The organism is Klebsiella sp. CN_Kp100 (genome assembly GCF_040065315.1).
Classification (GTDB): domain Bacteria; phylum Pseudomonadota; class Gammaproteobacteria; order Enterobacterales; family Enterobacteriaceae; genus Klebsiella; species Klebsiella oxytoca.
Genome location: NZ_JBEAIJ010000039.1, coordinates 165,726 through 178,146, shown reverse-complemented (window position 1 = coordinate 178,146; position 12,421 = coordinate 165,726). Strand labels below are relative to the sequence as shown.

General features: G+C 54.6%; 11 protein-coding genes. All 11 read right to left on the bottom strand.

All coding sequences use genetic code 11. The features are described from left to right. Positions 1-65: 65 nt before the first annotated feature. Positions 66-1,001 (bottom strand): transcriptional activator NhaR, encoded by a 936-nt coding sequence (gene nhaR / locus ABLV12_RS16190; RefSeq protein ID WP_004108338.1) that lies wholly within the window; start codon positions 999-1,001, stop codon positions 66-68. 52 nt (positions 1,002-1,053) lie between these two features. Beyond that, positions 1,054-2,229, bottom strand: coding sequence for a Na+/H+ antiporter NhaA (gene nhaA / locus ABLV12_RS16185; protein WP_064398478.1), 1,176 nt, complete (start codon positions 2,227-2,229; stop codon positions 1,054-1,056). A gap of 148 nt (positions 2,230-2,377) precedes the next feature. Beyond that, entirely contained in the window at positions 2,378-3,640 is a 1,263-nt protein-coding gene (locus tag ABLV12_RS16180; protein ID WP_049128440.1) for a cytoplasmic protein, read from the bottom strand. Positions 3,641-3,872: 232 nt separating this feature from the next. Further along, entirely contained in the window at positions 3,873-5,366 is a 1,494-nt protein-coding gene (locus ABLV12_RS16175; RefSeq protein WP_004108345.1) for a sulfatase-like hydrolase/transferase, read from the bottom strand. 433 nt (positions 5,367-5,799) lie between these two features. Continuing rightward, positions 5,800-6,099 carry a hypothetical protein gene (locus ABLV12_RS16170; RefSeq protein ID WP_004108350.1) on the bottom strand — a complete coding sequence of 100 codons (300 nt, stop codon included), beginning with the start codon at positions 6,097-6,099 and terminating at the stop codon, positions 5,800-5,802. Positions 6,100-6,161: 62 nt separating this feature from the next. Beyond that, positions 6,162-7,007 (bottom strand): DsbA family protein, encoded by an 846-nt coding sequence (locus ABLV12_RS16165; protein ID WP_348867155.1) that lies wholly within the window; start codon positions 7,005-7,007, stop codon positions 6,162-6,164. Positions 7,008-7,036: 29 nt separating this feature from the next. Continuing rightward, positions 7,037-7,741, bottom strand: a complete 705-nt coding sequence (locus tag ABLV12_RS16160) for a pili/flagellar-assembly chaperone (protein ID WP_064398483.1) — start codon at positions 7,739-7,741, stop codon at positions 7,037-7,039. Next, positions 7,734-8,231, bottom strand: a complete 498-nt coding sequence (locus tag ABLV12_RS16155) for a fimbrial protein BcfF (RefSeq protein WP_049128444.1) — start codon at positions 8,229-8,231, stop codon at positions 7,734-7,736. The genes ABLV12_RS16160 and ABLV12_RS16155 overlap by 8 nt, the downstream gene beginning before the upstream one ends. 35 nt (positions 8,232-8,266) lie before the next feature. After that, positions 8,267-8,803, bottom strand: coding sequence for a fimbrial protein BcfE (locus ABLV12_RS16150; protein WP_064398485.1), 537 nt, complete (start codon positions 8,801-8,803; stop codon positions 8,267-8,269). After that, positions 8,804-9,811 carry a fimbrial protein BcfD gene (locus ABLV12_RS16145; protein ID WP_004108362.1) on the bottom strand — a complete coding sequence of 336 codons (1,008 nt, stop codon included), beginning with the start codon at positions 9,809-9,811 and terminating at the stop codon, positions 8,804-8,806. It abuts the gene before it with no gap. Further along, complete coding sequence (locus tag ABLV12_RS16140; protein WP_348867154.1) at positions 9,812-12,421, bottom strand: fimbrial biogenesis usher protein; 2,610 nt, start codon at positions 12,419-12,421, stop codon at positions 9,812-9,814.

The following is a 12,421-nucleotide window of genomic DNA, read 5'->3' as shown; positions in this document are numbered from 1 at the left end:
CGAAAGCGGGTTTTTTTATGTCTGTCGTCTATCGCTCAAAGCGTCAACCATCGCGCTTCTGGCGACTATTGCTTTGCCGAACCGCCAGAAACAGCGCTGTCCTGGGCCTGCGGCGGCGTAAAGAGCGCCGAATAGTCGCGATGACAAATACGCTGCACCGCCGGATGCTGGATCATTCGTTCTGCGAAGATCGCGTGATACTCTTCCATGACGTTGTCCATCCGTCCGATCTCAACTATCGACTCATCGCTATAGAAATCATGCGCATACAGCGTCGGGGCAACGAATATCGCATTATGCGCCGCGCCGAAGGCTTTCATCAACGCCGCATCGTCAAACTCGCCGAGGATTTCCACCTGCAATCCCTGCGAGTTAAACCAGTTGAGCAGCTTGCGCCCTAACATCGAACGACGGCCAGGGATCAGTAAGCGACGCTCTTCCAGACAGGCCGGGAACGGTTTTTTCGGCGGCGGATTCATGCACCAGAAGCTGACGCTGCATTCGCCAATTTTCACTGAAAACAGCCCTTCCTGCTGGGTTGAATCAATAGGGCAGTCGGAAATAATCATATCGAGCTTATGCTGGCTAAGCTGCTCCAGCAGCATTTCGTGGGTCGATTCGAAACAGCGTAAATGGATCTGTTCATTATCGACAACGGCAGCATCCAGTACCCCGCTCACCAACCTTTTCGACAGCGCGTCCGCGACGCCGACGTCAAACAGCAGATTCGACTCTTTACGATAGTTAACGATATCGAGCATTTCCTGGCTCAGCGTAAACATGCGATCCGCATAGCGGAAAACCAACTCGCCTAATTCGCTGGGCTCCAGCCCTCTTCCTTTTCGCTTGAACAACTTCCCCTGCAGGCGCTCTTCCAGCGCCTTAATTTGCCCGGTAATGGTCTGCGGCGTCAGGAACAGCGCTTCCGCCGCGCCAACAACGGAGCCTTCTTTATAGACATGCCAGAAGTAGTACAGATGGTTGTAGTTGATATGCGACATGCTTCTCTCCCTGATAATGTCCAGGAGAGCCGTAGCGGCTCCCCGTGAGATGTTAAGTCGCGTAGCCCGAATCCGTTACGCGCTTACGCAGTATGATGTATCCCGTGACTGCCGATAATATCGATCCAATCAGGATGCCAAGCTTGGCCCAGTTGATCAATCCGGGGTCGACGCTGCCGAAGGCCAGGGTGGCAATAAAAATCGACATTGTGAAGCCAATCCCACATAGAATGCCGACCGCCATAATTTGCTTGCAGGTTGTCCCTTCCGGCAACGAGGCCCATTTCAGCTTCAGCGCCAGCCAGCAGAATACGCTAATTCCCAATGGCTTACCGATAAACAGCCCGGCAATAATACCTAACGGCAGCAGCGAGGTCAGCCCTTCTACCGTGACGCCCTGCAAAGAAACGCCCGCGTTAGCGAAGGCGAACAGCGGCAGGATCAGGAAGGCCACCCACGGATGCAGCACGTGCTCAAGCTGCTTCGCCGGCGATTTACCGTTCTGCTCTTTTAGCGGGATCATAAAGCCGACAATGACGCCAGCCAGCGTTGCGTGAACCCCCGACTTCAGCACCGCAGTCCAGAGTATGGCGCCGACCAGAATATAGATCCCGGTACGCCGTACGCCGCTCAGATTCAGCGCCGCCAGCACTATAATGGCGCCGGCAGCGACAACCAACGACACCACGGAAAGATCGTGCGTGTAGAACAGCGCAATAATAATAATGGCGCCCAGATCGTCGATGATGGCCAGCGCCATCAGAAAGATCTTCAGCGCAGCGGGAACCCGATTGCCCAGCAGCGCCAGCACGCCCAGCGCGAAGGCAATATCGGTCGCAGCCGGTATCGCCCACCCTTCTCTGGCAATCGCATCCTGGCCGTTAAATGCCAGATAGACTAACGCCGGAACCACCATGCCGCCCAACGCCGCGACGACCGGAAATACGGCCTGGCGACGGCTGGCCAACGCGCCCTGTTTCATCTCGCGCTTTACTTCCAGACCTATAAGCAGGAAAAATACCGCCATCAGCGCGTCGTTTATCCACAACAGCATGTTCTTGTTGATCTCTAACGCGCCTACGCGCAGCTGAACGGGCGTCTCCAGAAAAGAGCGATACAGGCCGCTGGTCAGGCCCGTATTGGCTAATAGCATCGCCATAGCGGCGGCGAAGATGAGGATTATCCCCCCGGATGCCTCGCTATGAAAAAAACGCTGTAGATGTTTCACTTTTACCTCACCTTATCGGCAAACAACTCGATAAAAGTATAATACAGACGCAAATACATCGAAAAAAGTAGGTTTAAATTGCCGTTAAGATCGTTTTATACGAATGTACGCCCGTCAAATGCTGACCGGGTTAACCGGGCAGTAAAGTTTAAAAAGGCAGGCAGGAAAGACGGTTGTTATATTCATATTTCAAATGATTTAGCGCAGACGTCACGTTGGCAGGCGACATTCTGGTGAGCCAGGGAAGGAAAGGATGGCGATAAATATAGTCTATAAATTCGCTGGCGCTTCGCAGGGTCGCATGCCGTAACAGGCCGGTTTTCTTACTTCCGGTCAGGTTACAAACGGCCATGGCGTAGTCCCGCGTGGAGAATGTTCGCCAGACATTGTTGCGGATCCCGCCGCTGTAGAACAGTCGCGGTGGCATTTCGCCCTGAGGGGGGTTTACACCGCGTTCTCTGACGAATGAAATATGGCAGCGCCCCTGCCGGACCTGCGCCAGGTTTGCCATCATACATCCGCCAAGGATGAAACACTCATGATCGAGATAATGCTGCACATTCAGCGAACGCTCATCGGTTAACATTCGCACCAGTTCAAAATGTCGATAGGCCGGCAATACGGGTTTAACCAGCATACCTCGCACATGCCGGTGCAGCGTTCCCGGCCCGTAATCAATGTCAAACAGCGCGCCACGACGCCGCATAGTGAGCATTTCTTTGCGTTGCACGAGATATGCCAGCGTGCCTGGGGGCAGTCGTTCTTCATATTGCGATTGATACTGATACGCCGGCTCAACCGGGCGTGGAGTATAGTTCGTCGAGATAGCCACCACTTTACCGCTTTTTTCCTCAGCGGTGACCAGCACATACAGCCGATTCTCTCCACCGTTAAAACCAAGGCTAAACGCCCGGGTGGTGAGAACAATATCAAACGCCGGAAAGTCAAAAGCGCGCTCCGCCAGGTCCGCGCGATAAGAGAGGTTAGCTAATTCGCGGCCTAATGTAGTGTTATCGATAGCCAGTAGAGTGCGAATATCGTTAAGCGAGCTGCCTTGCTGGATGAGAGCGGCAAGCTCCTGCTGGCGAGGCGTGAGGGTCAGGCTGTCCGGTATCACGAAGGTCTTGCTGCAGTCGCGACATGCCATACGCCGCTCGCCCTGCGCCGAGTAGCCGTAGCGTTTTAGAGAAACGCTGCCGCATCCCGGACACTGCTTAACCAGCCCCTTCCATCCCTGGTTTACCGTGCGGCGAAAAGCGTTAAGGGAAATCGCCGAAATGGGCGGAAAGAGAAAGCCGCATTCCCGGCACAGGATATTTTCTCCCTGACGAAGATAATCAGGGCTATTAAGCACGCCAAGATTTTTACAACCGGGCGTTTTGCAACTATTAACATTAACGTCGTTAAACATATTCACTCACTGCGAATATTTCCCTCGGGCCTCGCTGATTTTATCACTATTATTTCTCCAGGGTAAAAGCGCGTTATCACCCTTTTTTTGATTATGAGTAACGGTTCAGGTCATTGCTGCCTCTGTCTATCCGCCGATTCGGGCCAATAAAAATACCTGATTCAACGTCAGAACGCTGAATCAGGCAGGTATGGCGCCAGGTAGCATACGATTATGGTATGCTAATATTTCATCAGCCCCATGTCACCGGCGTCGGTTTATCTCCGCGGGCTTTCATCAATGAATCATTATCGATGTCATTTTTATATTTCAGAAACTCAGCGAACATCCGCTGCTCAATTTCGGGCTGCTTACCGATTTGATTTAGCGTTTCTGCGCGATCCTGCTTCAGATTATAGAGGTATTTAGCCTTACCTTCGCGATCAATAATCATTTTCCAGTCGCCGTCGCGAATCGCCCATTCATCGGTCGGATCGTCCTGGAACGGCATATCGATACCGAAAATCAGCGGTTTTTCCCGCTTGAACGCTTGCTTCTCCAGTACCGGTACGATTGACTGGCCGTCATAGGTACGGTCCTTCGGCAGAGGGAAGTTCATCATCTGCGCCAGCGTCGGCATCCAGTCCAGACCCGACATCGGCGTTTCTGAGACCATCCCCTGCGGAATATGGTGACCATATTTGATAATCGCCGGGACGCGAATTCCGCCTTCCCACAGGTTATCTTTACGACCCCGCAGCCCATCCGTTTCACCAGCAAGGTTCAGCTCATAAACTTTTCGCGCTTCGCGGGTAACCGGGCCGTTATCGCTGGTAAAAATTACGATCGTGTTATCTTCTTCACCCATTGCTTTAATCTTGTCGAGAACTTTCCCTACCTGAGCATCCATATAGCTGATGTTGGCATAGTACTCACCGGCGCCGCGCCAGGGCTTATCCGCCCAATCACCGTAGAACAGATCCGGGTGCTGCTTCGCATAAGCGCTGATATAAGGCGCGTACATATCGAGATATTTCTTCGGCGAGGCCAGCGGGCTATGCACTTCGGTAAAGGCGACGTAGAGGAAGAAGGGGTTGTTATCTTTCTTCTTATCCAGCCAGTTGACGACTTCCGAACTCACCAGCTCGCCGCTGAACGTCTTCGCGCGACCGATAGGTTTCTCGTTGCGGGTAAAACCGGTGGGATAGACCATGCCGTAGCGAGGACGCTCTTTGGCGTTATCCAGCGTCGAGTCGCTCACGAACCCGGCGGTATTGACCAGCCTGTAGTCAAAGCCCATGTCCTTCGCCTGCGGCTGGTCGGTACGATCGCCGCCGGCGTTGAGATGGAGTTTGCCCATAATCGCCGTATCGTAACCCTGTTGCTTCAGCAGATTCGCAATCGTCAGCTCGTTACGGCCTAAGGCAACATTTTTCCCCTCCGGGATCCACGATCTAATGCCCGTACGAAACGGCATGCGGCCGGTCAACAGGCCCGCCCGCGAAGGTGAGCAGAGCGGCGCCGGAGCATAATAATCGGTGAACTTCACCCCTTCCTGAGCCAGCTTATCAATATTGGGCGTTTTGACGATTTGATGCCCATAGGCGCCCAGGTCACCATAGCCTAAATCATCTGCCAGAATAATGACCAGATTGGGATGTTTAGCATCAGCGGCATAAACAGAATGCATGGCGCTACCTGCGCATAATGCCAGGCCAATCAGGCCGGCAACACATGTTTTTTTCATGTTAATCCCTCAGAAAAAAATTTAAAAATTGATAACGCAACATATAACGCATTTAATCCCATAAGCCCTCTGGCCAGATGTATTATTGCTCTCTCACCAGCCTATAATTGCAGATATTCATGGGAGTAAAATTGAAGTATCCATAGCCAAACCGGCCAATCGGGAAAGAAGTATCAATCGAAAAGAAAATGATATTAGTGATTGAAATCTCACATAGCAACGGCATAAAAACTCATGCAAAAAGGGTGTCAATGAATGTTGTTAATAACCACATAAATGAATGTTTCTGTTGCAGAGAATATTCTCTTAACAATAATGAAAACGGCACTGACTCATTAAACAGATGCGCAAGAAATACCCTCTTCTCCGCTCCCTCTCTTACCTGAGGGACCGGGGCGATCGGGTTATTGGCAATGACAGACGGGCGTGAGGATCAGTCATAGACCACGCGTAGCAGCGTTAGCTGTTTGTCCTCATCCAGGTAGGACTTTTCAATCGTGGCATAGGGGGAGGATATGGGCACAATGAGGTTTTCCACGGTGATATGACGCTCAAGACGATCCTGACGCTGGCATAAAATATCGGAGGTTCCCGTTTCGTTCCAGCAGGCGGCGGTTATCACGCTACCGGAAAACTGAAGCTGACCGCCGGAGGCGAGGCACGCGCAGCCGATAAACCATAGCGGCAAGACCAGCGCGGGCATCACACTATGTATGAGGGGCATTTTTTCCATGTTTCGACACTCCTGTGTTTGATTTCACCGGGGCGTGACCACCCCGGTGGAGAACGCCGTCCCTAGCCTTTCGCTTTCTGAATCGCCGTCTGCAGAGCGTCCTGCGAGGAGCTGCCGGGCATCACCGAGACGCGGTTAGCCTCCGGCGTTTTCGCCTGTGGCATCACGACAAACGCGGGGGTACCGGAAAAGTTCATATGCTGGGCCAGCGCCTGATTTGCCAGCAGAGCGTCATGAACCGCCCCGCTATCCTGCGCCTGCTTGACCTCCGCGATCTTCTCTTTCGACAGATAATGCTGCGCCAGGCCATAGACATCCTGTTCCGTGAGCGCGCCTTCCACTTTACCGGTGGCATAGAGCGCGTTATGCCAGTCAAGATATTTGGCGCCGCCGTCGCTTAACCACACCTGTTCGCCGATCCTTGCTGCCAGCCCCGATACCGGCCAGCGCGAAGAAAAAATAGGGAACTCTTTGAAAACAAAGCGCGTATCCGGGTTGGCTTTGATCAGCGCCTCGATAACCGGCGCCATTTTGCTGCACCATGAACACTGATAATCAAAGAACATGACCACTGCAGCTTTCGCATCTGCCGGGCCAACGGATGGGCTGGCGCTGCTCAACAGCCCGGCCTGATACTGCAGGGCCAGCTGTACGTAAGCCTGCTGTTGGGCGATCTGCTGCCGCTGATGTAGCGTTTCGCTGGCGGCGATGAGAAATTCCGGGTGATTCGCCAGATACGTGGCTACGGCTTCGCCGACTTTATCCGGATGGCTGACGATATAGGCCTCCGCCGCCGGACCAATCTGCGACGCCGGCTCGCCGTTCTCCGCCTGCGCCGGTAAAGAAATCGCGCCGCTAATCAGCGCCAGCGCCGCCAGGCAGCTTAGCTTTAAAGATGAATCGTGCATAAAACAAACTCTCATTCCAGGGATAAAAATCAGCGCGCCAGCAGTACGTTCGCCGCTATCGGCGGCAGCACGCGGCCATAATCATTAATGCTTTGCCAGCGCACCTCGCAGCGGGTCGCCCGCTGGCACCAGTCGGTTTTGCGCGTCGAAAAAGGGGCGACGACACCTGCGGTATCAATGGGCCGGCCGTTGGCCTTGAGCGAGAAGAGCGTGACGTAATAAGGGCCCGGGTTCTGTACCGACAGCCCCTCCGGGGTCAACGTCCAGCGCAGCCCCCGGTACGCCTGCTGGGGATTGCCTGCCAGGCCAGCAGGACGATAGATAAGCTTCAGCGCGGAACGAAAGGCCATCTGAACATGATGGTCGCCAGGCTTACCGGAGGGTATGGCGGCAATACTCAATGTGAACAGGCTTTCCCGGTCGGAGGGGAGCGCGTCGCCGGTCCAGGTCACGCGCAGCGTATTCTCCTGCTCTGCCGCAAGACGGAACAACGGCGGCGTAATGATAAAGGGGGGTCTGTTCCCTGCGGCAATAGCCGCGCCGGGCCATCGTCGCGCCGACTGAATGTGGCTATCAATAAGCCAGCTCTCAGAAGAGGTGTTGCTCACCGGCACGCTTAGGGTCGGCATCTGCGCATGATAGATAAACCGCGTCCCGCCAATCACCACGCCCGCCTGAGCCACAGGGATCGGCAGCAGCCAGATCATCAGGATATAAAAAAGGAGTTTATTCATAGGCGAGGATAAACGTGGCTGAAGCATTCGCCTTTCCGGCCGTAACCGCGCTGCCGTCCGCGACATAACGAGCATAGAACTGCAGATGCGCGGAAGTCTGCCCCGGAGAAAGCGCGATGACTTCGCTCGTCTGCCCTGGCGGAATAAGATGTTTATCCTGGTCATAGAGGCCAATGCCAATCCCTGTGGCATCGTCCGCCGCGTCGATAAGCGCCAGGAGATCCGTATTTCGCTGATTTGCCGTCCCGCTGAAGCTCACCGTAACGCCGCTGACGGTGCTGCCGCAGTTTTGCAAATCAATGGCGAAAGGCTGCCAGGCGGAACCATCGCCAGCCTGGTAAAACTGACGGTTCGATACGCTGCCCATCTCCACGTTAATGTTTTCTGAATCCGGCGACAGCGTGCAGGTATTGTCGGTAATCGTGCCGGTGACATAGACACGCCCGTCATGCGCGTCTGCTGTTGCTGTCGTCAGAAGGCAGCAAGCCATGCAGGCATAATAAGCATATTTATTCATCGCCGCGCCTATTCGTATTGCAGGTCGAAATACATCACCGCCGTCGCATTGCCGGAGGTGACCACTGGCCGTGTCGATTTGTAGCGAATGTAGAAGGAGAGCGTATTGCGCCCGGCCTTGAGGGGATAAACAACTGATTCGCTATTATTAATACTGACATCATCTTGATCTTCATCAAGCAGCTCCACGCCGATGCCGCTGGCCAGCATATTTTCGTTACCCATGCCGGTATCGGTCAGCGCCAGCAGCGACGGATCATCACTGTCTGCCGTGCCGGTAAACCAGATTTTGGTTCCGGTAATTCCCCGGGAGCAGTTTTTCAGATTAATGTTAAACGGCTTAAATTTTGTTGTCGTTCCGGTTGCGGGAAAATCCTCAACCGAAAACTGCCCCAAATCGATACTCTGGCTGACGCTGGAAATCTCCACATCGCAGGTTTGCGCAACGATCGTGCCGGTAAATTCCAGGTTATTGCCGGTATCACTGGCCTGGCAAAATGGGCTCCCGCAGAGGAGCGCTAAAAAGAGACCGCGTTTTAAGCTCATTTAGTCGAAGTCCACCCGCAGGTTAGCCAGCGCGGTAAATACGCCCTCCGCGGGAATTTCACCGGTCGTGCTAACCGGATAAGCCTGCAGCGCGATGTTGGCTTTGCCCGCATCGTCAGTGACGAAAGGCACCACGCTGCTGGCATCGTTTGGCGTCAATACCGCGCCATCGTTGGTCTCAACCACCACGCCGACGTCCGGGTTATCCGAGGCGATAGCCTGGTTAAGGTGAGTATCCGCTGTCGCAATCAGCCGCAGGCTTAAATTAACCTGCGAATTCACGCCGCTGCATTTCACCGGCACCCTGAATTTTTTATTTCTGACGCTCACCGGCTTTGCCCCGGCGCGGTTGAAGCCACCGCTATAAAGCGAGCCGAAATCCACAAGAATGGTCTGCCCTGCGTTGATTTCGCAGCTTTGTGGCACGGTTACCGTTCCGCTGTAAGCAATGTTGTAAACCACGTTGCTCAGGGGATCGCTCGTCCCTGTCGTCACGTAGACGTTGAACATGGTCTTCGGAGTGATAGTGACGGTTCCCACGAAAGGCCTGGCAATCTTGAGCTGAAACACCAGGTTCGAGTCGCGGATGTAGAACGGTTTGCCGGCGTTTACGCTGTCATCGGTGCCCATATAGGCGTAGTTGGTAGGGAGATAAAGGGTTCCTGCCGCGGAGTCGTCAATTCTCATCGCCCCCTCCAGATAGTCAGGGTCGAGCTTTAAATACTTCCATGGGCCGCTGGTTTCAACCACGGCGTAGGGTGAAACATAGGAACGATACGTCCGGTTCGAGAATGCCGATCCAGCGGGACACACGGCCTGAACGTTCACTTCCTGGTTTTTGGTCAACTGAACCGTATTCCCCGCCGCGTTTTGGGCCGCCGTGAGGGTGGTACTCAGATCGTAATCGACCGTAGTAGGCGCGCCGTTGACGTTTTGACAGACGGCAGCCTGAGCCGCATTGGCTAACAGCAGTCCCGCCAGCGGAATAAAAAATAAACCTGTCTTCATTTAGCGGCATTCCACGCGTTGTCGCACCAGGGCCTGCCGGGTTGCGGGAAGTTGATAATGCACCAGACACTGGCGGGAAGCTCCCCGGCCCCACTGCACCTTAAGCGTCCCCTGAGGGCTCAGACCGGCCAGGTAAACTTCGCCGCCATCGCCGACGATCGCCTCCTCCACTGACGCATCGGTCGAGGCGGTCGCGCCGAACGGTACCGGCTGCCCGTCATGCAGCAGCGTCAGGAGCGCACGTTCGCCGACGCGCGCTTTAAAGCTGGCCAGTACCAGCGCGCCCTGCGTAGGCACGACGTTCACGACGGCATCGTCGATATCCACGTCATCCGCCATCGAGTTCACATCCAGCGCCATGCGATTTTGGCGATAGGTCGTGGCGTAAGGCACCACCGCATAGCCCCGGCGATCGGTATGAATGCCCGGCTCGTCATCAATATTGACATTGCCTGCTCCCGGAGCGGCGATCAGCACGTTGGTTTCGCCCAGCGGCTGGCTCAGCGTTAAGCCGTGCGCATGCGCCACTATGCCGCCGCTCAGACCGTAATTTATCTGCTGATAATCGCCGTTATTGCTGGTGTTATAGCCCACGTTGACATTGCCTTTGGCGCCATCATATTCGAGGCTGGCGGCGCCGCTTTTGCCAACGCCATGATTTTGATAACCCTGCTGTACGCTATAGCTGAGATTGTTTTGCGCCAGCGCGGTACCGCTTATTCCGGCATTTTGGATGACGCCGCCGTGCCGATCGGTACTGGTGCTGAACGTGGCGTAGATATTGTGATGCTTGTGGGTAATATCATCGCTGTGATGTAGCCACTGGCTGAGCGGCAGCGAGAGATTCAGGGCAATAAGCTGGTCGCTCTTGTCCTCTCCCGGGGCACGGCTTTGGTTATAAGAGAGGCTCCATGACACGCCCGCCAGAGTATCGCTATAGCCCACTTGCAGCAGCGTGTTCTTCTCATCGGTATGCCAGTAGCTCTGCTGACTACCGGTTACATAAAGCGAACCAAAACGCCCAAGCTGCTGCGAGATATTCAGCTGAATCTTGCCGCGTTTGGTGTAATAGAGGTTGTAGTAATCGCTCCAGCTACGCTGGTCTTCGTTTTCGTCGGTTGGACCGTTATAGCCAGACATGCGCTTCCACGCCGTCTCGTCGAGGGTATAAAAACCCGATGTTGAGTAGCGATAGCCGAGCAGCTGAAAGTTAGTTCCCAGACTATTCAGCGATTTAGCGTAAAGAAAACGCGTGGATTGCCCCTGATGCTCGCTATCATCAGCCAGGGTGCTGCGCGCCTGGGTCAGGTCGACGGAAATCGCCCCCCAGTCGCCCAGATTGGCTCCCGTACCTAACGCCAGCGCGCGATAATGATCGGCAAACTGCGTCCCGCCGTAAACGGTAAAGCTGTGCGGCAGGCCCCATATCAGCGTCGCCTGGCCAAACTTAACGTCCTCTTTCTGGCTGCTGTCGCCGCGATAGCTCGCCGCCGTGGCCGCGTATTTCAACCGCCCTTCACGTTGCAGAATTGGCACAGCGGAATACGGCACGCTATAGCGAGTGATGCTGCCATCGGACTCTTTTATCTCAACGCTTAAATCACCGCTGCTGGCCGTGGAGTAAAGGTCGTCAATAGTAAATGCGCCGGGAGAGACGTAGCGCTGGTCGATGGTGTAGCCATTCTGCCGAATGGTCACCTGGGCATTGCTTTTAGCGATACCGTGGATGGTCGGTGCGAAGCCTTTCATACTGTCAGGCAGCATGTTGTCATCGGAAGCCAGCTGAATGCCGCGCAAGGGCAAACTGTCGAAGATCGCGGAAGGCGTATAGCTATCTCCTGCGGTCAGTTCGCTTTTCAGAGCGCGCAAATCGCGCTCTACATACGTGCTGATATGCTGCCAGTCGCTTTTATTGCTCTCGCCGCCGCTGTTATCGTTCCAGGTGGAATAGTTACGCAAGCGCCAGGCGCCAAGGTTCAGGCCGCTGTTAAGGCCAAGAAACTGGGTACGGGCATCAACGCCGCCCTCGCTGCGATCGCGGCTATTCGCACCGGTAAACGTGTAATTAAGCAATAGCGCGTTGATCCCTTCATCCCAGTATTCAGGTGCAATATAGCCCCTGGCGCTGTTCTTCATCGCCGCCTGGGGAATACTGATATTCAGGCGCTGCTGGGTGAAATCAAAGCGCGCGAAGGCCGCAGGAATGGCGGCGGCAATATCCACGCACCCTTGAGAAGAGGGCCTTAACAACCCCGGAAAGGCCTCAACGTTCACCTTCATCTCTTTGAGCATATCAGGCGTCAGACAAGCGCTTAGCCCGGAGTCGTCTGCGGCTGGCGTCCTGGCGGAGGGTTTCGCTTCGTAGAAGGTCATATCGCGGGTGGCAAGAAAGGCGCCATTCAGATAGACGTCGACCCGATAAACGCCAGGCGCCTGGCCGTTGCCTTCAAAACGTGAAAGATCGGCGATCCTGGACGGATCGTCCGATAAAAACGCGGGATTAAAATAGTTATCCGCCCAGCCCTTCGGCAACGTTAACACGCTGACTAAAGTCAGGGTCATCAGCACCGGTTTACTGACAGACGGCGATTGACGCTTTATAGCAGCCAT

Coding starts and splice junctions, on each gene's coding strand:
- nhaR (WP_004108338.1), bottom strand. CDS start 1,001: ATGTCGCATATCAACTACAACCATCTGTACTACTTCTGGCATGTCTAT.
- ABLV12_RS16180 (WP_049128440.1), bottom strand. CDS start 3,640: ATGTTTAACGACGTTAATGTTAATAGTTGCAAAACGCCCGGTTGTAAA.
- ABLV12_RS16175 (WP_004108345.1), bottom strand. CDS start 5,366: ATGAAAAAAACATGTGTTGCCGGCCTGATTGGCCTGGCATTATGCGCA.
- ABLV12_RS16170 (WP_004108350.1), bottom strand. CDS start 6,099: ATGGAAAAAATGCCCCTCATACATAGTGTGATGCCCGCGCTGGTCTTG.
- ABLV12_RS16165 (WP_348867155.1), bottom strand. CDS start 7,007: ATGCACGATTCATCTTTAAAGCTAAGCTGCCTGGCGGCGCTGGCGCTG.
- ABLV12_RS16160 (WP_064398483.1), bottom strand. CDS start 7,741: ATGAATAAACTCCTTTTTTATATCCTGATGATCTGGCTGCTGCCGATC.
- ABLV12_RS16155 (WP_049128444.1), bottom strand. CDS start 8,231: ATGGCTTGCTGCCTTCTGACGACAGCAACAGCAGACGCGCATGACGGG.
- ABLV12_RS16150 (WP_064398485.1), bottom strand. CDS start 8,803: ATGAGCTTAAAACGCGGTCTCTTTTTAGCGCTCCTCTGCGGGAGCCCA.
- ABLV12_RS16145 (WP_004108362.1), bottom strand. CDS start 9,811: ATGAAGACAGGTTTATTTTTTATTCCGCTGGCGGGACTGCTGTTAGCC.
- ABLV12_RS16140 (WP_348867154.1), bottom strand. CDS start 12,421: ATGGCTGCTATAAAGCGTCAATCGCCGTCTGTCAGTAAACCGGTGCTG.